Origin of the sequence: Amorphoplanes friuliensis DSM 7358, assembly GCF_000494755.1 — a bacterium.
Taxonomy (GTDB): Bacteria; Actinomycetota; Actinomycetes; order Mycobacteriales; family Micromonosporaceae; genus Actinoplanes; species Actinoplanes friuliensis.
In genome coordinates this window covers 8374983-8398332 of the sequence record NC_022657.1, presented here as the reverse complement: position 1 = coordinate 8398332, position 23350 = coordinate 8374983, and the positions used below count along the sequence as shown (strand labels likewise).

Annotated in this window: 20 protein-coding genes; 9 read left to right on the top strand and 11 right to left on the bottom strand. The window is 71.4% G+C overall.

Going from position 1 to position 23350, the window contains the following annotated elements; genetic code table 11:
- Positions 1-35: 35 nt before the first annotated feature.
- Together AFR_RS48235 and AFR_RS38675 are read left to right on the top strand one after the other, a co-directional pair.
- Positions 36-4457 carry a UvrD-helicase domain-containing protein gene (locus tag AFR_RS48235; RefSeq protein ID WP_023562284.1) on the top strand — a complete coding sequence of 1474 codons (4422 nt, stop codon included), beginning with the start codon at positions 36-38 and terminating at the stop codon, positions 4455-4457.
- Positions 4454-7894: an ATP-dependent helicase gene (locus tag AFR_RS38675; protein ID WP_041841459.1), complete on the top strand. Its 3441-nt coding sequence runs from the start codon at positions 4454-4456 to the stop codon at positions 7892-7894. The genes AFR_RS48235 and AFR_RS38675 overlap by 4 nt, the downstream gene beginning before the upstream one ends.
- On the opposite strand, the gene AFR_RS38670 is transcribed toward AFR_RS38675, so the two are convergent.
- A complete protein-coding gene (locus AFR_RS38670; RefSeq protein ID WP_023562282.1) occupies positions 7895-8287 on the bottom strand; it encodes a hypothetical protein in 393 nt (130 codons plus the stop codon).
- 238 nt (positions 8288-8525) lie between these two features.
- Here AFR_RS38670 and cspE point away from each other — a divergent pair, with 238 nt between their 5' ends.
- Complete coding sequence (gene cspE / locus AFR_RS38665) at positions 8526-8729, top strand: transcription antiterminator/RNA stability regulator CspE (protein WP_015625344.1); 204 nt, start codon at positions 8526-8528, stop codon at positions 8727-8729.
- 61 nt (positions 8730-8790) lie between these two features.
- Here the strand turns inward: cspE and AFR_RS38660 are convergent, their stop codons facing one another.
- On the bottom strand, positions 8791-9522 hold the full coding sequence (locus AFR_RS38660; RefSeq protein ID WP_023562281.1) for a lysophospholipid acyltransferase family protein: 732 nt from the start codon (positions 9520-9522) through the stop codon (positions 8791-8793).
- Between the two features lie 115 nt (positions 9523-9637).
- Here AFR_RS38660 and AFR_RS38655 point away from each other — a divergent pair, with 115 nt between their 5' ends.
- Together AFR_RS38655 and AFR_RS38650 are read left to right on the top strand one after the other, a co-directional pair.
- A complete protein-coding gene (locus AFR_RS38655; protein ID WP_041841457.1) occupies positions 9638-9817 on the top strand; it encodes a hypothetical protein in 180 nt (59 codons plus the stop codon).
- 34 nt (positions 9818-9851) lie between these two features.
- Complete coding sequence (locus tag AFR_RS38650; RefSeq protein WP_041841456.1) at positions 9852-10742, top strand: hypothetical protein; 891 nt, start codon at positions 9852-9854, stop codon at positions 10740-10742.
- Here the strand turns inward: AFR_RS38650 and AFR_RS38645 are convergent.
- Genes AFR_RS38645 through AFR_RS38630 form a run of 4 tightly spaced genes read right to left on the bottom strand, consistent with a single transcriptional unit; the run spans position 10739 to position 13993 of the window.
- Positions 10739-11683 (bottom strand): ABC transporter permease, encoded by a 945-nt coding sequence (locus AFR_RS38645; RefSeq protein ID WP_023562279.1) that lies wholly within the window; start codon positions 11681-11683, stop codon positions 10739-10741. The two genes, AFR_RS38650 and AFR_RS38645, sit on opposite strands and share 4 nt — an antisense overlap.
- Positions 11673-12455 carry an ABC transporter ATP-binding protein gene (locus tag AFR_RS38640; protein ID WP_023562278.1) on the bottom strand — a complete coding sequence of 261 codons (783 nt, stop codon included), beginning with the start codon at positions 12453-12455 and terminating at the stop codon, positions 11673-11675. Before AFR_RS38640 ends, AFR_RS38645 begins: the two co-directional genes overlap by 11 nt.
- Before the next feature lie 57 nt (positions 12456-12512).
- Positions 12513-13571: an ABC transporter substrate-binding protein gene (locus AFR_RS38635; protein ID WP_023562277.1), complete on the bottom strand. Its 1059-nt coding sequence runs from the start codon at positions 13569-13571 to the stop codon at positions 12513-12515.
- An 8-nt stretch (positions 13572-13579) separates the two neighbouring features.
- Entirely contained in the window at positions 13580-13993 is a 414-nt protein-coding gene (locus tag AFR_RS38630; RefSeq protein WP_023562276.1) for an RrF2 family transcriptional regulator, read from the bottom strand.
- A 139-nt stretch (positions 13994-14132) separates the two neighbouring features.
- Here AFR_RS38630 and AFR_RS38625 point away from each other — a divergent pair, with 139 nt between their 5' ends.
- The gene (locus tag AFR_RS38625; RefSeq protein WP_023562275.1) at positions 14133-14621 is read left to right on the top strand and encodes a hypothetical protein; all 489 of its coding nucleotides are present in this window, start codon (positions 14133-14135) and stop codon (positions 14619-14621) included.
- Here the strand turns inward: AFR_RS38625 and AFR_RS38620 are convergent.
- The 5 genes from AFR_RS38620 to AFR_RS44335 all read right to left on the bottom strand — a co-directional run bounded on the left by AFR_RS38620 (position 14618) and on the right by AFR_RS44335 (position 19565).
- Positions 14618-15367 (bottom strand): polysaccharide deacetylase family protein, encoded by a 750-nt coding sequence (locus AFR_RS38620; protein ID WP_023562274.1) that lies wholly within the window; start codon positions 15365-15367, stop codon positions 14618-14620. The genes AFR_RS38625 and AFR_RS38620 overlap by 4 nt on opposite strands.
- Positions 15368-15435: 68 nt before the next feature.
- A complete protein-coding gene (locus AFR_RS38615) occupies positions 15436-15813 on the bottom strand; it encodes a hypothetical protein (protein ID WP_023562273.1) in 378 nt (125 codons plus the stop codon).
- A 55-nt stretch (positions 15814-15868) separates the two neighbouring features.
- Complete coding sequence (locus AFR_RS38610; RefSeq protein WP_023562272.1) at positions 15869-17944, bottom strand: SIR2 family protein; 2076 nt, start codon at positions 17942-17944, stop codon at positions 15869-15871.
- Positions 17941-19212, bottom strand: a complete 1272-nt coding sequence (locus AFR_RS44340; protein WP_023562271.1) for a YqgE/AlgH family protein — start codon at positions 19210-19212, stop codon at positions 17941-17943. Before AFR_RS44340 ends, AFR_RS38610 begins: the two co-directional genes overlap by 4 nt.
- Before the next feature lie 5 nt (positions 19213-19217).
- Positions 19218-19565 carry an effector-associated constant component EACC1 gene (locus AFR_RS44335; protein ID WP_052359567.1) on the bottom strand — a complete coding sequence of 116 codons (348 nt, stop codon included), beginning with the start codon at positions 19563-19565 and terminating at the stop codon, positions 19218-19220.
- 179 nt (positions 19566-19744) lie between these two features.
- Here AFR_RS44335 and AFR_RS38595 point away from each other — a divergent pair, with 179 nt between their 5' ends.
- From AFR_RS38595 to nudC, 3 genes are read left to right on the top strand one after another with little or no spacing between them, the layout of a single operon-like run.
- On the top strand, positions 19745-21040 hold the full coding sequence (locus tag AFR_RS38595) for a M16 family metallopeptidase (protein ID WP_193786404.1): 1296 nt from the start codon (positions 19745-19747) through the stop codon (positions 21038-21040).
- Positions 21037-22353 (top strand): M16 family metallopeptidase, encoded by a 1317-nt coding sequence (locus AFR_RS38590; RefSeq protein ID WP_023562268.1) that lies wholly within the window; start codon positions 21037-21039, stop codon positions 22351-22353. Before AFR_RS38595 ends, AFR_RS38590 begins: the two co-directional genes overlap by 4 nt.
- Entirely contained in the window at positions 22350-23330 is a 981-nt protein-coding gene (gene nudC, locus AFR_RS38585) for an NAD(+) diphosphatase (protein ID WP_023562267.1), read from the top strand. Before AFR_RS38590 ends, nudC begins: the two co-directional genes overlap by 4 nt.
- The last annotated feature ends 20 nt before the right edge of the window (positions 23331-23350 follow it).

Here is a 23350-nt window from a genome sequence, read left to right as displayed (position 1 = left end):
GGATTCCGTCGTACCCGCGTGGTTGCATTGGTGCCGTGACCTCGACTCCCGCGGCGGTGCCCCGCCCGGCGTACCGGCTTGTCCGCCGCGCCGCCACCCCGGTGGCGCCGCTGCGCGACGACCCGCTGCAGCGTCATGTCGTCGAGCACACCGACGGCCCGCTGCTCGTGGTCGGCGGCCCCGGCACGGGCAAGACAACCGTCCTGGTCGAGGCGGTCGCCGCACGCATCGCCGAGGGCATCGACCCGGAACGCATCCTCGTGCTCACCTTCGGCCGCCGCGGCGCGGGTGCACTGCGCGACCGCATCGAGGCCCGGATCTCCGGCCCCACGTTCCACGAGCCCCTGGTGCGCACCTTCCACGCGTACGCGTTCGGCCTGCTCAGGCGGGCTGCCGCCGAGCGTGGGGAGCCCTCCCCGCGCCTGCTGACCGGCCCCGAGCAGGACCTCATCATCCGCGAGCTGCTGGAGGTCGTCGGCGACCCCGACGCCGAGGACACGGTCCGCTGGCCTGAGTCCCTGCGTCCCGCCCTCCCGACCAGGGCCTTCGCCCAGCAGCTCCGCGACCTGATGCAACGAGCGGCGGAACGCGGCATCGGCCCCGTCGAGCTGGCCCGCCTGGGCGAACGCCTCGGCCGCGACGACTGGCCGGCCGCCGCCCGCTTCCTCCGCGAATACGTCGCCGTCCTCGCCCTGCGCGACGCCACCACCCGCGGCTCGACCGCCTACGACCCGGCCGAGCTGGTCCGCGCCGCCTCGGGCCTCCTCACGGACGACCCGGCTCTGCTCGAAGCCGAACGCCGCCGCCTGGCCTACGTCTACGTCGACGAACTCGCCGACACCGACCCCGCCCAGATCGAGCTGCTGTCCCTGGTGGCCGGCGGCGGCACACCCCTGGTGGCCTTCGGCGACCCGGACTCCTCGGTCTACGGCTTCCGTGGCGCCGACCCGCAGGCCGTGAGCGCCTTTCCCCAACGCTTCCGCACGGCATCAGGTGCCCTGGCCGAGGTCATCACGTTGCACACGAGCTACCGGGCCGAGCCTGCTCTTCTGACCGCAACCGGCCGCCTGTCCCGCCGGATGCGCGGCGCCACCCGCCACCGCCACCTCCACCCACCCGCCACCCCACCGGCCCCGGGCAGCCGGCCCACATCCCCGGGCGCCCCCGCAGGCCAGGCAACCTCCGGGCGTGAGGCTGCGTCCGCGGCCGGTCCCCCGAGCCGGGTGGTCTCCGGCAACAAACCTGCCTCCGCGGACCAGCTTGCGTCCTCCGGCGATCCCGAAGCCTCGGACCTCTCAGGCAAAGAGACTGCGGCCTCCGGCGGTTCCGCTGTCTCGGACTTCTCAGGCGAAGAGACTGCGGCCTCCGGCGGTTCCGCTGTCTCGGACTTCTCAGGCGAAGAGACTGCGGCCTCCGGCGGTTCCGCTGTCTCGGACGTTTCCGGCGATCAGGCTGGGCCCCTCGGCAGCCCCGGGGTTCCGGGCGTTTCCGTTGGAGGGACTGTGGCCTCCGGCGGTCTCGCGGCCTCGGGGGCCTCCGGTGATGAGACGGGTGTACTTGCAGGTCAAGCGGGCCCCGGCAGCGCGACCGATTCTTCGGACGCGTCTGGGCGCCGGGCGGTCGCCGGTCCCGGTGATGCCGCAGGTCAGTCGGCCGCAGAGGGTTCGGTGGCTGACGCTGGTGGGGCCGCGTCTTCGGGAGGGCGGCCTGCCGGTGGGCGGTCCGGCGCGGAGGAAGGTGTGGTGGCCGGGGCCGTTGTGCGGACGTTCCGGTCGCCGACCAGCGAGACCGCGTTTGTTGCTCATGCGCTGCGGGAAGCCCACCTGCTGCACGGTGTGCCGTGGTCGCGGATGGCGGTGGTGCTGCGGTCGACGACCTTGCAGCTGCCGTCGATGCAGCGCGCGCTGGCCGCTTCGGGCGTTCCGACTGTCACCCATGCGGAGGATCTGCCGCTGCATCTGCAGCCGGCTGTTGCTCCTTTCCTCTTACTACTGCGCTGTGCGCTCGAGCCGGACGTGCTCGACGAGGAAGCGTCCGTCGCGTTGCTGCACTCCCCGCTCGGTGGCGCCGATCCGCTGGCCGAGCGGCGGCTCCGGCAAGGGCTGAGGGCACTGGCCCTGGCCGCGGGTGACCGGCGGCCGTCCGGAGAGCTGCTGGTCGACGCGTTGCGGGATCCGGCCGGGCTCGATGTTGTCGAACGTCGCTGGGCCGTGCCGGCACAGACCGTCGCCCGGCTGATCGCCACCGCGCGGGAGGTCGCCGCCCGACCCGGGGCGACGGCCGAGCAGGTGCTCTGGTCCGTCTGGCGGGCCAGCGGCCTCGCCGACCGCTGGTACGCCCTGAGCACCCGCGGCGCCCCCGTCGAACCCGGCGGTGAAGGCGGCCGGGCCCGGCAGTGGCGTGCGGAGGCAGCCGACCGCGACCTGGACGCGATGGTGGTGCTCTTCGACGCGGCGGCCCGGTTCGTGGACCGGCTGCCCGGCGCGCGCACCGAGGTTTTCCTCGACCACGTGCTCGGCCAGGACCTTCCCGCCGACTCCATCGCGCCGAGCGCCGACCGCGGTGAGGCCGTGCGTCTCCTCACCGCGCACGCCGCCAAAGGCCTCGAATGGGATGTTGTCGTGCTGGCCGGCGTCCAGGAAGGCATCTGGCCCGACCTCCGCCTGCGCGGCAGCCTGCTCGGCTCGGAACGCCTGGTCGACTTCCTGGCCGGCCGCGCCGCCTCCGGCGCGGCAGCGGTCGTCGGCCAGACCTCGGCGCTGCTCGACGAGGAACGCCGCCTCTTCTACGTGGCCGCGACCCGCGCCCGGCAACGCCTGATCGTGACGGCGGTGGCCTCGGCCAGCGTGGGCGGTTCCGACGGTGAGGAACAGCCGAGCCGCTTCCTGACCGAGCTGGGCCTGCCCGACTCGCGCCCTGGCCCGGAAGCCCCGCCCGGCCCCGGCCCCACCGACCCCGACGACCCGGGCCCCGTCGAACCCGACCCGGACCCCTGGGACCAACCCCCACCCACCCCTGGGGCTGGGGCTGAGTCGAATGCTGACGCCGTTCCCGACGCCGCGTCCGACGCCGCGGTCGGGGCAGCTCCTGACGCGGCTTCCGGCGCTATGGCCAGCACAAAGCCCGGCGCCGAGCTCACCGACACATCTGGTGCTGAGCTTGCCGCCGTGACCGGCACGAACCCCAGCACTGTGGCCGGCGCAGAGCTCGCTGCCGTGCCCGGTGCAGAGCCCAGCGGCGCGCCCGGTGCGGAGCTCGCCGCCATGGCCGGCGCTGAGGCCGAAGCCGACAGCGCCGAATTGGCTGGTAGCCAGCTCTTTTTCGATGTGGAGGCCGCGGATTGGGCTGAGGTCGGCGCGGCCGAGGGCCAGGGGCATCGGCACGAGAGCTCGGGCGGTGTCACGGTGCCGCGGCAGGAGAACGGGCGGGTGGATGCCGCGCCGGTTGACGTTGCGGAGGATGAGCAGGAGTTGGTGGTCGGGCGGCCGCCGCGGGCGCTCACCCTGTCGGCGCTGGTTGCCGAGTTGCGTACCGCGGTGGTTGCTCCTGATGCGACGCCGGCCCGGCGGCATGCCGCTGCGGCTGAGCTAGCCAGGTTGGCGGCGGCGGGCGTTCCGGGGGCGCACCCCGACGAGTGGTGGGGTTTGCGGCAGTTGTCCGACGACCGGCCGCTGGTCGAGGAGGGTGAGCCCGTCAAGGTCACCCCGTCCTCGATGGAGAGCGCCCTGCGGTGCAGCCTGCGCTGGCTGCTGGAACGTCACGGTGGTGCCGCGCCGGCCGGGCCCGCGCAGGGTGTCGGCAACCTGGTGCACGCGGCCGCGATGCTCGCCGAGGATGCGAACGCCGATCGGGAGCGGCTGGTCGAGTACGTCTCGGCGCGGTTCGATGCGATCGAGCTGGCCGCGCGGTGGCTGGCCGGCCCCGAGCAGGAGCGGGCGCAGGGGATGGTCGACAAGCTGCTGCGGTGGCTGGCGAAAAATCCGCGGCGGCTGCTGGCGATCGAGCACGAGTTCACCGTGCGGCTCGACGATCCGGCGCGGCCGATCCAGCTGACCGGGCGGGTCGACCGGCTCGAGGTCGACGAGCAGGGCAGGCTGGTGGTCATCGACCTGAAGACCGGTAAGACCACGACCGTCTCCGCGAGTGATGTCGAGGAGCATGCGCAGCTCGCCGGTTATCAGGCGGCGGTGGATGCCGGGGCGTTCCAGGAGTTCGGTGAGGAGAGCGGCGGGGCTGCGCTGGTGCAGCTCGGCCCGACCAAGGAGGCGCGGGAGCAGATGCAGCTTCCGCTGGCCGAGGCGACCGACCCGAACTGGGCGTACGCCATGGTGCGCCGCACCGCCGACACCATGGCCGCGGCGACCTTCTCCGCGGTGGCGAATTCGAAGTGCCGGGTCTGTCCGGTGCGGACCAGCTGCCCGATCTCCGGGCAGGGGCGGCAGGTCGTCGAGCCGTGACGCAGCCCAGTCTTTTTGCCGACCGGCCTGCCCGGCCGCGGCGCCGGGCCGATTCCGGGCCCCGGTACACCCCGCTCGAGCTGGCCAAACTGCTCCGGCAGCATGCGCCGACGCCGGAGCAGGCGGCGATCATTGCCGCGCCGGTCGAGCCGGTGCTGGTCGTGGCCGGTGCCGGGTCCGGCAAGACCGAGACCATGGCGTCGCGGGTGGTCTGGCTGGTTGCCAACGGGTACGCCCACCCCGACGAGATCCTCGGCCTCACGTTCACCCGGAAGGCCGCGGGGGAGCTGGCCCATCGCGTACGCACGAGGCTCGGCCAGCTGGTGCGCCGGCTCGGCCAGCAGGATGCGCTGGCGGGGGAGCCGACGGTCGCCACCTACCACTCGTACGCCGCACGGGTGGTCACCGAGCATGGTCTGCGGGCCGGGTACGAACCGTCGGCACGTCTGCTGACCGAGGCAGCGCGGTGGCAGATCGTCGACTCGCTCGTGCGGTCGTACACGGGAGAAATGACCGGGTTGAACCGGGCGCCGGGGACGGTGACCGACGATGTGCTCGCGCTCTCGGGTGAGCTGGCCGAGCATCTGGTGACGCCGGACGACCTGTCGGCGTGGACCGGGCGGTTTTTCGCGGACGTGCAGGCGCTACCCGGGCGGGTCTACAAGGACGTGTCCGACATGCTGCTGCGGCAGCGGCACCGGCTCACCCTGCTGCCCCTCGTCCGGCTCTACGACCAGCGGAAACTCGACATCGAGGCGATGGACTTCGGTGATCAGATGGCCCGTGCGGCCCGGGTCGCGCGGGATCACCCGGAGGTCGGGGCGATCGAGCGCGGGCGCTTCAAGATCGTGCTGCTGGACGAGTACCAGGACACCAGCCACGCGCAGGTCGTGCTGCTCAACGCGTTGTTCGGTGGCGGTCATCCAGTCACTGCGGTCGGCGACCCGTGCCAGTCGATCTACGGCTGGCGGGGCGCGTCGGCGGGCACGTTGGACCGGTTCCCGGCCGAGTTCACCGGGCCCGGCGGGCGTGAGGCGTGGGTGCTCAACCTGACGCGGAGCTGGCGCAACCGGCCCGAGGTGCTCCAGGTCGCCAACACGCTGTCCCGGCCGCTGCGGGCGGCGGGCGCCCGGGTCGCCGAGCTGATCCCGGCGCAGCGGGTGGCCGATCGTGTCGGCGGGCGCACGGTCGCGTGTGCACTGCTCCCCACGTACGCGGACGAGGCCGCCTGGATCGCCGACTCCATGCTCGCCGCCTGGCGGACCGCAGCGGGCCTGCCCGAGGCGCTGCCGGGCGACATCCCGGTGGAGAAGCGTCCGACCAGTGCGGTCCTGGTCCGGGTCCGCAGCCAGATCCCGGCGATCGAGGAGGCGTTGCGGGCCCGCGGCCTGCCGGTCGAGGTGGTCGGCCTGGGTGGTCTGCTCGACACCCCGGAGGTACGCGACGTCGTCTGCACGTTGCGTGTCCTGGCCGACCCGACCGACGGTGCGGCGCTGTTGCGGCTGCTCACGGGCTCACGCTGGCGCATCGGCCCGCGTGATCTGGTCGCTCTGCACCGGCGGGCGCGGTCGATCGCCGCGGCGCGGGTCGCGGGGACGACGGGTGACGAGCCCGAGGACATCGTCGCGGACCGGCTCGACGACGCCACCCTGGTCGAGGCCATGGCCGATCTGGGGGCGGCGCAGCTGTACTCGCAGGAGGGTTATGCGCGGCTGCGGGCGTACAGCCGGGAGCTGGCCGAGCTGAGGCACCGGCTGGACCAGCCGCTGCCCGACCTGGTCGCGGACATCGAGCGGACCATCGGCCTGGACGTGGAGGTCGCCGTCCGCGGCTGGGGCGCCGGTGACGCCGGTCTGGCCCGCGGTCACCTGGACGCGCTCGGTGACGTCGCTGCTCGCTACGCGGGCGACACCGACGGCGGCACGCTGGCCGGTTTCCTCGCCTTCCTGGCAGCGGCCGAGGAGGAAGAACGCGGACTGGCTCCGGGCCAGGTCGACGTGGTCGAGGGCGCGGTGCAGGTGCTGACCGCCCACGCCGCCAAGGGCCTGGAGTGGGACGTCGTTTCCGTCGCCGGCCTGACCAAGGGTGTCTGGCCGGGGATGACCCGCGGCTCGGACCACTTCCTGATGGGGATCGGGGTGCTGCCGTTCCCGCTGCGGGGTGACTCCGACGGGCTGCCCGAGCTGGACCTGTCGGAGGCCACCGACCAGAAGGACGTGGCCGGAGCGCTGACCGCCTTCAGCAAGGCGTGGCGTGAGCACGACGAGCGGGAGGAGCGCCGCCTCGCCTACGTGGCGGTGACCCGTCCGCGGCGGCTGCTGCTCTGTTCGGGGTACTGGTGGGGTGACGGGGTGAAGAAGGCCCGCGGCCCGTCGGTCTTCCTGGAGGAGATCCGGGCGACGTGCGAGGCCGGCGCCGGTGACGTCGAGGTGTGGACGGCCGAGCCGGCCGCGGACGCGACCAACCCGAGTGCGGAGCTGGTGGCGACCGCCGAGTGGCCGTCGGACCCGCTCGGGGCGCGACGCCCGGCGATGGCTGTCGCGGCGGACCTGATCCGGCGCATGATGTCCAGCCCGGACCCGGAGGCGGCCGAGGAGTTCGTGGCCCTGGCAGCCACCGACGCCGAGGTGGCGGGCCGGGCCGGTCTGGCCGCTGACCTGGTCGGACTGGCCACCGAGGGTGATCCACCGCAGCCACACACAGCGGAAAACTCCTCTGGCGAGCAAATGGAGGGTGCCGACGACCCGGACATCGCGCGCTGGCGTCGGGAGGCGACGATCCTGCTCGCCGAACGCGACGAGCGGTCCCGGCACGACGGCCCGCTCGAGGTCGCGCTGCCGCCGCACATCTCGGTGTCCCAGCTGGTCGTCCTGCGGCGCGATCCCCAGGGCCTGGCACGTTCGCTGCGGCGTCCCCTGCCCCAGCGCCCCGCACCGTACGCCCGCCGCGGCACCGCCTTCCATGCCTGGCTGGAGCAACGTTTCGGCTCCGTCCGGCTCCTGGACGTCGACGAGCTCCCTGGCGCGGCGGACGAGGACGCGGCCGCCGACGAGGAGCTGACGGCCCTGCAGGCGGCATTCCTGGCCGGCGAATGGGCCGACCGGACGCCGATCGAGGTCGAGGTGCCGTTCGCGACCACGGTTGCCGGTGTGGTGGTGCGGGGGCGCATGGATGCCGTCTTCGCCGACCCCGGCGGCCGTTTTGACGTCATCGACTGGAAGACGGGCCGGAGGCCTGCCGATGCGGACGCCGAGGCGGCGGCGGTGCAGCTGGCGGCGTACAGGATCGCCTGGGCCGCCCTGGCCGGGGTCCCGGTGTCGCGGGTCCGGGCAGGCTTCCACTACGTCCGTGAGGGCGCGACCGTGCGCCCGGCGGACCTGCCGGACGCCGCCGGCCTGTCCGCCATGATCGAAGATGTGCCGGAGCCCGGCAGCTGATCAGGACGTGGCCGCCGCCAGCAGGTGCAGCAGCGCCGCCGCGTACGCGTCCTCCGGCGTCGCGGCCGTGAACGTGCGGTCCTCACCCAGCAGGGTGACGTCGACGTCCCAGCCCGTGCCGGCCCGCCGCAGGGCCTGAAGGGTGCCGCCGAGCAGCTCCCGCAGCTGGTCCTCGCGGGGCAGCCAGAGGGCCTCGTCGAGCTCGACATCGTCCAGCGCCCACTCGGTCGTGCCGTTGAAACCGATCACCTGGCCTTCCGGCACGTTGTAGACCTCGATGGTCATGTTGCTCAGCACAAAAACGTCTTCGTCGAGGTCACGGTCGGGGATCGAGAAGCGGTCACCGGGGACCGGTTTCCAGACCAGACCCGCATCTCTGAGCTGCTGCGCCACTTGCCCGCCTATCACTGGCTGGCCCCTCTCGTCGTGCTAGGCTCCATCGCGTTGTCAGTTTGGTTCCCAAGTACCTAGGAGCGCCTGTGGGGATTCTGCCCCAGGCGCTCTTTGTCGTAACCCGGGTTTCTCCGGTACGGGCGATCAGTACGGCGACACGAGTCCCGCGAAGTGCGGGTCTTACTACCTCGTTCCTGGCCATAATGGACGGGAACGATCGACCGTCGAGGAGACGAGCATGGTTACCGGCGTAGTGAAGTGGTTTAACGCGGACAAGGGCTTCGGGTTCATCACCCCGGACGACGGCGGTGCCGACGTCTTCGCCCACTTCTCCGCCATCCAGACTTCCGGCTACCGCAGCCTGGACGAGAACCAGCGTGTTGAGTTCGAGGTGACCCAGGGCCAGAAGGGCCCGCAGGCCGCGAACATCCGCCCGCTCTGATCTCAGCCAAGCGCTGACCACCGGCGCCGGTTCCCCTCGGGGGACCGGCGCCGGTGGCTTTTCAGGCCCCGGCCGGCGCGGCGTCACCGACCGCTTCGGGGCGCGGCGCCGTGCCGCCGAGGTGCGCCGGCAGCCACCAGGTCTCGTCCGGCCCGTTCGGCTTCTCCGGGTACGCCGCCTGTGCCGCGTTGAGCAGCTCACTCAGCCGTTTGCGCAGCACCACCGTGACCGCGTCCGCGGTGGCGTCCGGGGCCATCTCGATCGGTGCGCCGATGGAGATGATGACCGGGACGTGCCGCTTGGTCAGATCTTTCGGGTGGCCCTTGGTCCACAGCCGGTGCGGCCCCCAGACCGCCATGGGGATCAGCGGCACCGACGCCGCCTGGGCCAGCCGGGCCGCGCCCGACTTCAGTGCCTTGACGGTGAACGACTCGCTGATCGTCGCCTCGGGGAAGACGCCGACCACCTCGCCCGCCTTCAGCGCCGTCTCGGCCTCGTGGAACGCCGCGATGCCGGCCTTGCGGTCGACCGGGATGTGGTGCATGCCGCGCATCAGCGGTCCACTGATCTTGTGGGTGAAGACCGACTTCTTCGCCATGAAGCGGACGAGCCGCTTGGCCGGCTGGGCGCCGAGCCCGCAGAAGATGAAATCGAGATAACTGACGTGGTTGCTCGCCAGCACAGCCCCGCCCCGAGCCGGGATGTGCTCGGCCCCTGTGATCTGGATCTTCATGTCAAGCACGCGGAACAGCGTCTTGGCCACTCCGACGACGGGGGGATAAACGATTTCCATCCGGTTACGATACCGGCGCTGGATGAACCTTGCCTGGGAGCATGCAACCGATCCGGGGTCTGCGGCGTCTTACAGATGACTGCGCCAGAAATCGGCATCCCTGGGAGGCTTCCGCATGCAGACCGTGTCCGCTCGGCGCGAGCTGGGAATCGTGGTCGCGCTGGCCGTTCTCGGTCTCGGTCTGGTGCTGATCGTCGCTTTCGCCCCCTGGTACGCCCCTGCCGGTCCCCGCGACGCCGGAGCCACAGTGGTGCACACCTATGAGCCCCGGGCCGGTGCCGCGCTCGGGCGGTGACCCATGACGCGCCCCGGTGGTGTTCACTGGGGTGATGTCCGAGAGCACCCCGACCCCAGCCGTCTGGTCGCGGCCGGGTGGCGCGTGGGGTTCGGGCACCGTGACGGCTCCGGGCGTACCCCCGGTGGTCCCGCCGCCACCCGCCGCTCCGCCGGAGCCGGCCGGGGGAGACGGACCACAGCGGCGCCGGCGTCAGATGTTGATCTTCAGTGGGATCGCCGGTGCGATCCTCGCGATCGGCCTGACCATCATCCTGATCGTGGCGCTGACCTCGGACGGTGACCCGTTCGGCAGCAAGGCGTCCGCGCCGACCGATCTGCGGCCGCCGCTGGCCCAGATGTGCCCGGCGCCGACCGTGCCGCCGAGTGCGGACCCGGTCGTCCCGCCGAGTGCGGGGCCGCCGGCCAACGGCGAGCAGACGACCGACAAGGACGCGGGCATCTCCTACAAGAAGTTCCCGGCGCCGTGGGTCGCGTGGAACACCACGTGGCGGGCCGGGACGCTCGAGGTGCCCTACCGCGTCGGCCAGCACTTCGTGACCGAGGAGTACAGCGGCGGTTCCTACCACGCGTCGATCCTGTCGGCGGCCGTCCCGGCGGCGGACAACGACGCCGTGACCCTCGACCTCGAGTGTGTGGGCCGGCAGGTCGCCGCCGACGTCCGCGCGGAGTATTACCCCCAGCCCAACACGATGGAGCCGCTGCGTGACGAGCTGACCCGCCTCGGCGGGCGTCCGGCCTGGGTGAGCGAGTTCCGGCTGCACTTCCAGGCGCCGGGGCTGACCGCCACCGAGGAGCGTTCGGCGGTGGCGGTCATCGACGTCGGCAAGCCGACGGCCGCGGTGCTCTACGTGTCGATCCCCGGCACGCACAAGCAGTTCGACTACGTCATCAACGACGTGCTCAAATCGGTGCGGCCGCTCTAGTTGCCGGTGAGGCCCCAGCGCTTGCGGAGGGCGTTGTCGGCGGCGTTGAAGAGCACGTCGATCAGGATGCCGATCACCAGCACCACGATGATGAACGAGATGACCAGGCTCGACTCACTGAGGTCGCGGGCCTGCTGCATGCGGACGCCGATGGAGAGCGCGCCCGGCACGATCACCAGCAGCTCACCGGCCATCAGGCTGCGCCAGGAGAACGCCCAGCCCTGCTTGAGGCCGGAGATGAACGACGGCAGCGACGCCGGCAGGATCAGGTAGCGGTACTTCGCGAAGCCCTTCATGCCCAGCACCTGACCGACCCGCAGCCAGGTACGCGGCACGTAGTCGATGCCGCTGATCAGGCCGTTCGCCACCGACGGTGCCGCGCCGATGATGACCACGAACATGATCGCGCTCTCGCTGATCTGGAAGAGCAGGATCGCCAGCGGGAACCACATGATTGACGGCATCGTCTGCAGGCCGGTGATCAGCGAGCCGATCGCCGCCCGGAGCGGGGCGAAGCGCGAGACCGCGGCGCCGACGACCGTGCCGATCAGGACGGCCAGCGCAAAGCCGGTGAGGGCGCGGATCATGGTCAGGCGTACGCCGTCCCAGAAGTCGCCGGTCGTGATCAGCGTGCCCAGGTCACCGAAGACGGTGGCCGGGCCGGGCAGTACGTACACCGGCTTCCACTGCGACCAGACGACGATCTGCCAGATGAGGACGACGATCCCGATGGCCAGAAGTTTGGGCCACGCGCTGCGCCAGATGCGGCCGCCGATGGCGGCCTTGGACTTCTTCGGGCCCAGCTCCAGCGCGTCGAGACCGGTGAGCCGGTCCCGGTCCGCGGCGGCAGTGTCGGTGATCTCGTCCTTGGCGCCGGGCGCCGGAAGAGCGCCGCTGACGCCTTCGAGGCCGGCGCGGGCCGACGGGTACTTAATTGGCATGGCGAGCGACCTCCGCGCGGAGCCGGTCGGTGATCTCGGCGGCCTGGCCGGAGACCTCGGGGGAGTCGATGCGCCGGGGGCGCTGATGGGTGATGGGGAAGTCCTCGATGACCCGGCCGGGCCGGCTGCTGAGCAGGATGACCCGGTCGCCGAGGCGGACGGCCTCGCGCACGTTGTGGGTGACGAAGAGGACCGTCAGCTGCTGCTCACGCCAGATCCGCTCGAGCTCGTCGTGCAGGATGTCGCGGGTCATGGCGTCGAGCGCGCCGAACGGCTCGTCCATGAGCAGGATGTCGGCGTTCTGGGCCAGCGACCGGGCGAGGGCCACCCGCTGACGCATGCCGCCGGAGAGCTCGTGCGGGCGCTTGTGGCCGAAGTCCTTCAGCCGCACCACTTCGAGCAGCTCCTGCGCACGTTCGCGGCGTTCGGTCTTGCCGACACCGCGCAGCCGCATCGGCAGCTCGACGTTGCCGGCGACCGACAGCCACGGGAAGAGCGCGGCCTCCTGGAACATCAGCGAGACGTGCCGGCCGCCGATGTCGAGGGTGCCGCCGCTGATCTCGTCGAGACCGGCGACCAGCGAGAGCAGCGTGCTCTTGCCGCAGCCGGAGGCGCCCAGCAGACACACAAATTCGCCCTTGGCCACGGTCAGCGAGACCTTGTCCAGGGCGAGGAGGGCGTTGCTGCCCGAGCCGTACTGTTTGGAGACGCCGTCGAGGCTGACGACCGCGTCCCGGTCGGTGCGGGTGTCCGCAGCTTCCAGAATGCTCATGGGTACTCCCAGGTGGAGCCGGCCGGGCCCGCGTGACGGGCCCGGCCGGACGACGGATCAGGAGGCGGCGGCGTCACTGACCTCGGGCTGACCGTCGGCCTTGAGCAGCTCGTTGAGCGGGCCGAGGTCGTAGATGCCCTTGAGGTCGACGGGCTTGAGCAGTCCGACGTCCTGGGCGTGCTGGGCGCTGGTGTACAGCGACGAGGCGACCGGGTCGTTGGTGAACTGCAGGTTCTTGAACGAGGCGGCGAGGATCTCGTCCTTGAGCGGCTTGCCGGACAGGGCGGCGAGCTGCTCGTTGGCGGCCTTCTGGGCGCCGGCGTTGTCGGTCTCGATGTACTTGACCGCCGCGATGTGACCCTGCAGCAGCTTCTTCACCGTCGCCGGGTACTTCTTGAGGAACTCCTGCTTGACGATCAGGTGGGTCGTGACGAACTGACCGTTCGGCCACAGGTCCTTCTCGTTGACCAGCAGCTTGCCCTTGGACTCGAGCAGCATCCGGCTCAGGTTGGGCTCCGGCACCCAGGCGCCGTCGATCGCACCCTGGGCGAACGCCTGCAGCGCGGTCGCGTTGTCCTGGGGCAGCACGGAGACGTCGCCGCCGCCCTGCTGGTCGGCGTTGAGGTTGTTCGCCTTCAGCCAGGCGCGCAGTGCGACGTCCTGGGTGTTGCCGAGCTGCGGCGTGGCGATCTTCTTGCCCTTGAGGTCGGCCGGAGTGTTGATGCCCTGCTTGACCACCAGGCCGGCGCCGCCGGAGGTGCTGCCCGCGATGATCTTCAGCGCGGTGCCCTTGGAGGTGGCCCAACCGTTGATGGCCGGGTTCGGGCCGATGTAGGTGGCGTCGATCGCACCCGAGAAGAGCGCCTCGATGGCGGCCGGACCGGCGTTGAAGGTCTTCGGCTCCAGCTTGGTGCTGCCCAGCGACTGCTGGAAGAGGCCGTTCTTCACCCCGATCAGGGCGGGCGCGTGGGTGATGTTCGGGAAGTAGCCGAGCCGGATCGTGCTCGCTTCACCGCTGGCGGAAGCCTCGTCGTCGCCTCCGCAGGCCGCCAGCGTGGTGGTGGTCAGAACTGCGGCGGCGGCGAGGGCAAGCGCACGGAGAGTGCGGGAGCTCATGCTCACTCCTAAATCGTGGGAATCTGGGAAACGGTGATCTCAGCGAGCGTGCGGTGGTCGACCACGTTCTCGATGGCCTGCTCCACATCGAGCCAGACGTCCTTGAGGCCGGTGGCGACACCGTGATAAGTCGTGGTGGTGGTCGGGAGGCCGCGGACGGTGGTCAGGGCCCCGCCGACGGCGCGGACGACGTCACCGATGGTGATGTCCTCGGCCGGGCGGGCCAGCGAGTAACCGCCGTCGACACCGCGGTGGCTGTGCAGCAGTCCCGCGCGGCGCAGGTCGAGCAGGATCCCCTGGAGAAAACTGAGCGGAATGTCCTGGGCCGCGGCCAGGGCGGCCGCCTTCACCAGGTGCGGGTGGTCGGCGGTGATCGCCAGCATGGCCCGGACGGCGTAGTCGGTGCGTGCCGAGACGTACACGGGGAATGTCCTCTCGGTCCGGTATTACCTAAACTCTGTTTTCCCTATCTGATGGATGGGAATAGTGGACGAGGTAGGCGACCCTCGTCAAGCCCCATCCGCATGATGAGAAGACCGTGACCGGGTATCGTCACCCGCCGTGGGGACCCAGGAGACGACCGCCATCAAGATCGGCCTGCACCAGGTCACCGACCTGCGCTGGCCCAAGCCGGTCGTGACCGGCGCCGGGAAGCGTGAGGTGACGTCCGTCCCACTGCCCCGCCTGCCGTGGTCCAGCACCGCGATCGAGGTGCCGATGGGCGAGACCGCGGCGCGCGCGGTCGAGCGCGTGACCGGCCTTCGCAAGATCTTCGGGTACGGCGTGGCCCCGGTCGTGATCCTGCTCTTTGTCGTCGCGGACGTGCTGCTGCTCTGGGGCCGCCTGGGCGACCTGCGCCCACCCGGCTGGATCTTCGCGGCGATGGGCGTGGCCGGTGTGATCCTGATTTTGACCGGCCTGATCCCGGACGCGGTGGCCCGCGCGACGGGCGCGCCCTACGTCTCCCGCGGGCACCTGCGCTTCTCGAAGGCGAACCAGGACGTGGTGAACCAGCTGATCAAGCTCAACCCGAAGGTGACGATCTCCTAGAGCGCCACCAGCGTGAAGTTCTGCTTCAACCAGGGCAGGATCGTCTCGTACGCCGCGACCGTGTGCGGCTTCAGGTTCTCGTGCGACAGGATGATCGACCCCGGCCGGGTGTCCCGCTTGACGATGTCGAACATGCGCTTCCTCATCGCCGCGCCCTTGCCGTACTCCGCGGTCAGGTAGCACTGGTCGTCGACGTTCCAGGACAGCGCGGTCATCCCCAGCTTCGCGGCGAACTGGGTCAGCCGCGGCGAGAAGTTCCCGTACGGCGCCCGGAAGTACTTGATCTTCGCCCCCGGGGCGGCCTTGTGCAGCTGCTCGTTGGTCGCCTCGAGGTCCCGGAACGCGTACGCGTCATCCCGCTCCCGAAGATCCTCCAAGTGCTGCCACGAGTGGTTGCACAGCGTGTGCCCCTCGGCGGCGATCCGCTTGACCAGCGCCTTGTTGTCCCGCACCCGGTGCCCGACCAGGCAGAACGTCGCCTTCACGTTGTACTTCTTCAGCAGGTCGAGCAGCTTCGGGGTGTTCACGGGATCGGGCCCGTCGTCGAAGGTCAGCCCGACGGACTTGGTGCCGGTGGTCCGCTGGATCCGGTAGTTCTGCGCGGGCGGCCGCGGCTTGGGCCCGGCCACACCGGCGGTCGGCTTGGCGGGCACGGAGACGCTCTGCGCGTAGGAGACACCGATGCCGGCGCCGGTCATCAGCACAAAACCCAGGGTTACAGCCAGGACAGCACGGGGGCGGCGCATGGTTCTCCTTGATCGCGAGGCCAGCGGAGAGTAGCGCCTCACCCGCCCCTCGCGCCGCCCCCGATCGTTCAGGAAAGGTCGGCTTCCTGTACCCAGGCGATGGCGGTCTCGATCAAGGCTTTGGCGGTTGTCGGGTCACCCTCGGAGAGGCGGAGGACGCGCGCCGGGACGTAGCCGGACGGGTCCATCTCGCGTAACCAGGCTGCGGCCAGCGTGGTCCGGTTGGCCGCCTCGAAGACGCTGATCACCTCGGCTGCGGCCGACAGGCGGCCGGCGACCCGGCGGTCGGGGCGGGCACGGCCGGCGAACCAGGACTCGAACTCCTCGACCGACCCGGCGCCGGCGACGTAGGCCGTGAGCTGGCGGCCCAGCGCCGTCACGCAGAGGTCCGCCTGGTCGTCGACGGGAGACAGGAACTCGGCTCGGTCGAGAATCGCGGCGGTCATGGAAGAAACGCTACCGGCGTTCCGCCACCGTCGCGAGGTGCGCGGGCCGGAAGCGCTAGGGGCGCAAAAAGAGATCGGTCACGCGGGCGGCGAGCTGGTCGAGGACCGGCCGGTCGTCCTGGATCGCCGCGACGAACGCCGCCCAGGAGTCGAGGGCGAAGTCGCCGGACTCCGGCACCGGGTCGTTGTTGAGATATCCGGGCAGGAGCATCGCGTTCTGGAAGAGCCAGGGGACGTAACTGCCTTCGGCGTCCCAGCCGGGGAGTTCGCTGGTGCTGTGCAGGTGGCGGCGGAGCTCCTCCTCCGACGACCAGCGCAGCATGTGGGCGTCGTGTTTCAGGCTCTTGATGTACGGGTTGTACAGATGCCCCGGCCCGAACCCGAACGTCTGCCGCCACTGTGCCCACAGGATCGCCTCGTCGCGGCCGCCCAGGGTCAGTACGTCGTTGGTGGCGCTCTCCAGCAGCATGCTGTTCAGGTACGGCCACAGCGTGAGCGGTGTCAGCAGCCTGTTCGCGTCCGTGCGCAGCACCGACTGCAGGATGGGCCAGGCGTTCTGCTCGAGCTCGTCCCACGACGTCAGGTTGGGGACGGCCTTCACCGCCGCCAGCAGGCTGTACAGGGACGGGTTGTGCTCGCCGTAGAACGTGCGGGCCACGGACCACGGGTCGGTCGGGCGCAGCAGCGCCTCGGGGGAGGTGTCCGCCGGCTGGCTCTGCACGTGTTCGAGGAAGTCCGTGAGGCTGACGAACTCGCGGACCGCGCCGTGGCCGGTGTGGTCGAACCAGCGTTCCAGGTCGGCGCGGAACTCGGCCGCCACGTCGATGTCGCGGGAGCCGACGTCGTCGATGCAGATGCGCACCTCGACACCCAGCCGGGCCAGGGCGCCGGCCACGAACGCCTGGACCATGTGGATCACCGAGGCCCGCGAGCGCAGCCGGACGGGCCAGAGCAGGCGGATCGGGGAGGTCGTGCCGCGCTGCTGGTTGATCCAGCCGAAGCGGCGTTCCAGCTGGAGGAGCAGGCCCGGCACGTCCCGCGGCGGCTGCGTGCCGGGCTGGGAGACGAGCTGCCGCTCCCAGCTGTGGTGACGGACCCGGTGCCGCAGGCCGGTCGCGCGGGGCGGCACGGGCACCTCGGCCCGTTCGGCCAGCGCCGGGAAGAGCCGCTCGGAGTCGACACCCGGAAAACACTCCACCGGTACGCCGATGATCTCGCGCAGGTGCTCGGCGGTGCTCAGCGCGGTGGCGGCGTCGGGGTCGTTGAGGGCCCAGAGAACGCGTACGGGCCGGGTGCGCGCGACGGCGGCGAGGGCGGCGGACACCGTGCCGGACCAGTCGCTGCTGGCCAGCACACAGATCGTGTCGCCGCGGATCAGGTCGGCCGTGGCCGCGATCAGCTGCTTGTTGTCGGTGATCCGGGCCGGGTCGTGCAGCAGCCGCGGACCGCGGACGTGCAGCGTCGGCCGCCAGAAGCCGTGCAGGTGGAAGACGCGCACGGCACCGTCCGCGGCGCCCGCGCTGCCGTAGGCGCCGCGGGAGTCCAGCGGCAGGCTGATCGCCCGGCCGCGGGCGGACCGGATCGCGATCTCCAGCAGCGGGTCGAAGTTGGTGGTCAGCACCCGGTGGTCGAACGCCTCCGGCACCTGGGCGAGCAGGTGGCCGAGCGCCTGGACCCCGCGGGGGAGCTGCCACGAGAAGCGGTCGTTCTCCACACCCTCGCCGACCCCGCGTTCCAGGCGCTGGCCCAGCCCGTGGGTCGCCAGCGGTGACTCCATCGGGTCCGGCGCCGCGTACGCCTTCAGCACCGCCTGCTGCGCGATCACGTCGAACGCCCCCGCCGACACCCAGTCGGTGAAAACGCGCCGGTAGGCCCGGTAGACGTCGATCGGCCGCGCACCGACCAGCTCGGATCGGGCCTGCTCCAGCGCCCGTTCCAGGGCACCGTCGTCGTTGCGGCCCGCCGCGAAGCTGTCCGCGATCTCCAGCACGCCGTGCACACGGGGAATGACACCCGCGGTCACACCGGAGCCGAGGAGCAGGGTGATCTGGTCGACGCCGCGCAGGCTCGCGGTGAGGCGGTCCAGCAGCAGCGTCTCGCCGGCACTGAGCCCGTCGGCGGGGTCGGTCATCGTGCCGCCTGCAACGACTGCCACAGCTCGCCGGGGCGTTCGGTGAAGACCTGCCGGGCCGTGTGGCGGCTGGCGATCAGGGCGCCGCGGTCGAGGAACTCCTCCAGCTCGCCGGCACGCCAGCCGAGATATCCGACGAACACCCGCATCGCGTCCACGGTGCCGGAGACGTCCTCGGGTGACGCGGACAGGGCCATCGTGCCGAGCCGGTCGCGTACCGGAGTGAAGCGCAACGGCTCGGGCGCGCCGGACCGCAGGAGGGTGACCACGATGTAGCCGTCGCGGGCCACCGGGCCGCCGTGGAAGAGCATCGCCGGGTTGCGCAGCAGCCGGCGCCAGGCCTCGGGGAACTCGTCCGGGATGTCGCCGTCGGGGCGGGTGATGCAGACGCCGAGGGCGCCGGTCTGGTTGTGCCGCAGGACCAGGATCGCGCGCTGACCGAGGTCCTCGTCGACGAACCACGGCGCCGCGTAGAGCACACTGCCCGCGAGGTTGTGCCGGGGCGCCGCCGGGTTGTGGACCAGGGCGATCTCGCCGCCGGCGTCGCGGGCGCGCAGCTCCGGGCGTTCGAACCCGCGGCGCAGCATGGCCCGCCGGACCGCACGCCAGAGCGTGTGGACGGTCAGGGTGGCCGGGATCGTCTCCGGCGGCGGGGGCCGCAGACCGTCGCGCAGCAGCCGGATCAGCTCGCCCGTGAACGCGGTGTAGGCCTCGCCGAGCGGCGCCATCGCCGGACGGTTCGCCGGTGCGGAGACGAGCAGGCAGGTGCCCTCGGCCTCGGCCTTGTCGGCGATGAAGTCGGTGCCGGTGCCGTCACCACCCAGCTCGGACCCGGCCCGGCCGGAGTAGCAGCAGTCCAGGATGACCACACGGCGTCGCGCCCGGGTGTCCGCGACCGCGCGCCGGATCCAGTCGTACGGGACGCCCCGCTCGTAGGGCACCTCCGGGTCGCAGCCGGGCAGGCCCAGGATCAGGTTGTCGTCGTCGGCGTCGACCAGCCCGTGCCCCGCGAAGTAGACCAGCAGCAACCCGTCGCTGCCGGTCGCGGAAGCGGCCTTCCGGATCGCCCGGCTGACCTCGGCCGGCGACTCGGGGTCGAGCAGGACGTGGCAGTTGCCCGGCGGCACGCCCCACAAATCTTCGTGTTGCAGGAGATCACGCAGATCGGTCACATTGCGCCGTGCGGCCGGCAGGGTGAAGAGGCGCCGGTACTCCGACACGCCGATCAGGACGACCTGGGAAGCGGCCGGGTCTGCAACCTCGCTCATCGTCGCTACTGCTGCCCACGCTGCTCGAGCTCGGTCAGCGCGGCAGCCAGCGCCGTACGGTCGGCGGCCTCGATCCGGGTGACCGCGCCGTCCGCCGCGGTGTGCGTGATCGTCACCGCGGGGGCGGGCCGGCGCGAATCCCGCCAGCTGGCCACGGCCAGCGCGAGCTGCCCGGCGGAGAGCCCGCTGCCGATGACCAGCGTCAGCACGTCGAGCAGGGTGCCCATCGCCTCGGGGTCGTCCGAGGGCAGCCGGGTCAGGGCGCCGTCGACACGTACGGCCTGCTCGCGGCGCAGCCAGCGGTGCAGCGACTCGACGTCCGCGGTCGATCCGCACTCGACGCGCAGCTTCACGGGCACAGGTCTGCACTCCCCGTCGGTGGTCGTGTGATCGGACGCGACAGGATATCGAAGCATTTACCTGACGTCACGGACTCATCACGCGAAAGCTAGCACCGGGGATCGAGGGCGTCGGACAGCGGAGACGTCAATGCCCGTCCCGGCGGGTTAGATTCATGGGTGTGGCGCGCAAAATGAAGATTCCCGCGACGAAGTATCCGGTCGAACGATTCACCCTCGACAACGGTCTGCGGGTGGTCCTCACACCCGACCGCAGCGCCCCTGTCGTCGGTGTGGCGGTCGTCTACGACGTCGGTATCCGCTCCGAACCCGAAGGCCGCACCGGCTTCGCCCACCTCTTCGAGCACCTGATGTTCCAGGGCTCGGAGAACCTGGAGAAGCTCGCTCACTTCCGGCACGTGCAGGGAGCCGGCGGCAGCTTCAACGGTTCGACCCATCTGGACTACACCGACTACTTCGAGGTGCTGCCGGCCGGCGCCCTCGAGCGGGCTCTCTTCCTCGAGGCCGACCGCATGCGCGGGCCGCGCCTCACCGAGGAGAACCTCCGCAACCAGGTGGACGTGGTCAAGGAGGAGATCCGGGTCAACGTCCTCAACCGTCCGTACGGCGGCTTCCCGTGGCTCCGGCTTCCCCCGGTGATGTTCGAGACGTTCGCCAACGCGCACGACGGGTACGGCTCGTTCGGTGACCTCGACCACGCGACGGTCGCGGACGCCGAGGAGTTCTTCGACAAGTACTACGCCAGCGGCAACGCCGTACTCGCCGTCGCCGGTGACTTCGACGTGGCCCAGGCGACCGTCCTCATCGAGCGGCACTTCGGCGACGTGCAGGCCCGGTCGAAGCCGGACCTGCCGGACTTCGCCGAGCCCGACCTGTCCGGCGAGCGGCGGGAGAGCTACGTCGACCGCCTGGCCCCGCTGCCCGCGGTGGCGAGCGGCTACCGGATCCCGGACCCGATCGGCCAGTTCGAGCAGTACCTCCCGTACGTCGTCCTGGCCGAGGTGCTCACCGACGGCGACGCCTCGCGGCTCGTCGAGCGGCTGGTCCAGCGGGACCGCACGGTGACCAGCGTCGGTGGCTACATCGGCTTCATGGGCGACGAGTACCAGGTCCGCAACCCGACGGCGATGCTGCTGCAGGCGCACCTGCCGCCCGGTGGCGACGCGGACAAGGTGCTGCGCACCATCGACGAGGAGCTGGACAGGCTCGCGACCGGTGGCCTGACCCCCGGCGAGCTGGCCCGCACCCAGGCCCGCATGGCCACCCACCTGCTGCGGGACACCGACGCCGTGCTGGGCCGGGCGCTGCCGATGGCGGTGCTCGAGGCGCAGCGCGGACGCCCGGAGCTGCTCAACGAGCTGCCCCGGCTCGTCGGCGAGGTCACCGAGGCGCAGATCGTCGCCGCGGCCGCCACCCTGCGGCCCGAGCGCCGTGCCACCATCGAGGTCGTCCCAGGAGCGAACCAGTGAGCGTGAGGCCCCTTCCGGACCTGATTCCGGACACCAAGCTCAAGCTGCCCAAGCAGGCCGAGCGGACGCTCAGCAGCGGGCTCACCGTCATCGCCATCCGCCGCCCGGCGGTGCCGCTGATCGAGATGCGGCTGCGGGTGCCGTTCGGCCGCGCGCCGCTGGCCCGCGCCACGCTGCTGTCACAGGCGCTCTTCACCGGCACCGCGACGATGTCCAGCATCGACATCGCCGCCGAGCTGCAGTCCGTCGGCGGCGGGCTCTCGGCCGGGCTCGACCCGGACCGGCTGCTGGTCACCGGCAACTCCCTCGCCGGTGGCCTCGACCGGATGCTCGAGATCCTGGCGGGGGTGCTCTCCGACCCCACGTACCCGGCCGAGGAGGTCGCCACCGAACGCGACCGGCTCGCCGACCACATCCAGGTCGCCCAGACACAGCCCGCCCACCTGGCCCGCACCGCGCTGCTCCAGCGGGTGTACGGCCGGCACCCGTACGCCGTGCAGACCCCCGAGGCCGAGCAGGTCAAGGGAGTGCGCCCGGCACAGCTGCGTGCGTTGCACGCCGATCGTGTACGCCCGCAGGGTGCGGTGCTGGTGCTCGTCGGCGATCTCAACCCCGAGAAGGCGATCGACTCGGCCGAGAAGGCGCTCAGCGGCTGGATCGGCCCGAGCCGTGACGGCAACGTGCCGCCGACCCCCGAGCTGGAGCCCGGCCCGCTGCTGCTCGTCGACCGCCCCGGCGCGGTGCAGTCGTCGCTGCGGATGGCGTTGCCGGCCGTGACGCGGACGGATCCGGACTACGCGGCGCTGCAGCTGGCGAACATGGTCTTCGGCGGCTACTTCTCCTCCCGCTGGGTGGAGAACATCCGTGAGGACAAGGGCTACACGTACGGCCCGCACTCGTCCATCGAGCACTTCGTCGCCGGCTCCTCGCTGGTGGTGGCGGCCGAGGTCGCCACCGAGGTCACCGGCCCGGCCATGCTCGAGACCCTGTACGAGCTGGGCCGCATCGCCAGCCTCCCGCCGGGCGAGGAGGAGCTGGAGCAGGCCCGCCGCTACGCCCTGGGCACCCTGCGCCTGGGCATGTCCACGCAGGCCGGACTGGCCGGGCTGGCCAGCATCTACGCGAGCTTCGGTCTGCGGCTCGACTACCTGCGCGAGCACTCGGCGGCGCTGGCTTCGGCGACCCGGGAGCAGGTCGCCGAGGCGGCGGCCCGCTATCTGGCGCCGTCGGCCGCGGTCACCGTCGTGCTCGGTGACGCCGACAAGGTCGAGGCGCCCCTGGCCGCCCTGACCGCCGTGGAAAGGTCCGAGTGAGTCAGAACGAGGAACAACCCGACGTCGGCGAGCAGCCCGGACTGGACGGGCCACCTCTGGCCCGGACGAGCCTGGACCGGGCTGCGCACCACCGGCGTGACGAGGACTGGCTGGCCCAGGCCTGGAAGACCGGCCTGGTGGTGGTCATCGACATCGCCCAGGGCGGCCGTGCGCTGATCACCGGGCGGACCGGCGACGTGCCGCGTCTGCTGCTGGTCAGCGCCGACGCGGCTCCCGAGGGTGAACGCCTGTTCCTCGGGATCGACCCGGCCGGGGTGCCGATCTTCGCGGTCGCCGCCCCGCTGCCGGAGGCCGCCGGCGCCGAGGCGATGACGCTGCGGGACATCGGCGACCGGCTGGACCCGCGCGACGCCGGCATCTTCACCACGGCCGCGGCGCTCGGCAACTGGCACGCCAGCCACCTCTTCTCACCGCGGAACGGCGAGCCCACCACGGTCACCGAGGCGGGCTGGTCGCGGACCGACCCGGACGGTCGGCAGATGTGGCCGCGGACCGACCCGGCGATGATCGTGCTGGTCCACGACGGCGTGGCCGGTCCCGAAGGGCGCTGCCTGCTGGGCCACAACGCCGCTTGGCCCGAGGTCGGTGGTGTGCGGCGGTTCTCCTGCCTCGCCGGCTACGTCGAGCCGGGGGAGTCGGCCGAGGCCGCCGTCGTGCGTGAGGTGCGCGAGGAGGTCGGCGTCCGGGTCCGCTCGCTGCAGTACGAAGGCAGCCAGTCCTGGCCGTACCCCGGCTCGCTGATGCTGGGCTACACCGCGGTCGCCAACCGCGAGCAGGCCATCACGGTGGATCCCGAGGAGATCGACGAGGCGCGGTGGTTCACGCGGGAGGACATCGGCCGCATGATCGCCGGTGACTACGTGGAGCCGGCCAGTGGCGTACGGATGAATCTGCCCATGCGGTCCTCGATCGCTTTTTATCTGGTCGAACGCTGGTTGGGCGGTTTGGACCGTTAAGGGATTCACGTTTCTCGAAT

Excerpts from the sequence above, each read along its gene's own strand:
- cspE (WP_015625344.1), top strand. The coding sequence starts at position 8,526 with ATGGTTACCGGCGTAGTGAAGTGGTTTAACGCGGACAAGGGCTTCGGG.
- AFR_RS38660 (WP_023562281.1), bottom strand. The coding sequence starts at position 9,522 with ATGGAAATCGTTTATCCCCCCGTCGTCGGAGTGGCCAAGACGCTGTTC.
- AFR_RS38655 (WP_041841457.1), top strand. The coding sequence starts at position 9,638 with ATGCAGACCGTGTCCGCTCGGCGCGAGCTGGGAATCGTGGTCGCGCTG.
- AFR_RS38650 (WP_041841456.1), top strand. The coding sequence starts at position 9,852 with ATGTCCGAGAGCACCCCGACCCCAGCCGTCTGGTCGCGGCCGGGTGGC.
- AFR_RS38645 (WP_023562279.1), bottom strand. The coding sequence starts at position 11,683 with ATGCCAATTAAGTACCCGTCGGCCCGCGCCGGCCTCGAAGGCGTCAGC.
- AFR_RS38640 (WP_023562278.1), bottom strand. The coding sequence starts at position 12,455 with ATGAGCATTCTGGAAGCTGCGGACACCCGCACCGACCGGGACGCGGTC.
- AFR_RS38635 (WP_023562277.1), bottom strand. The coding sequence starts at position 13,571 with ATGAGCTCCCGCACTCTCCGTGCGCTTGCCCTCGCCGCCGCCGCAGTT.
- AFR_RS38620 (WP_023562274.1), bottom strand. The coding sequence starts at position 15,367 with ATGCGCCGCCCCCGTGCTGTCCTGGCTGTAACCCTGGGTTTTGTGCTG.
- AFR_RS38615 (WP_023562273.1), bottom strand. The coding sequence starts at position 15,813 with ATGACCGCCGCGATTCTCGACCGAGCCGAGTTCCTGTCTCCCGTCGAC.
- AFR_RS38610 (WP_023562272.1), bottom strand. The coding sequence starts at position 17,944 with ATGACCGACCCCGCCGACGGGCTCAGTGCCGGCGAGACGCTGCTGCTG.
- AFR_RS44340 (WP_023562271.1), bottom strand. The coding sequence starts at position 19,212 with ATGAGCGAGGTTGCAGACCCGGCCGCTTCCCAGGTCGTCCTGATCGGC.
- AFR_RS38595 (WP_193786404.1), top strand. The coding sequence starts at position 19,745 with ATGAAGATTCCCGCGACGAAGTATCCGGTCGAACGATTCACCCTCGAC.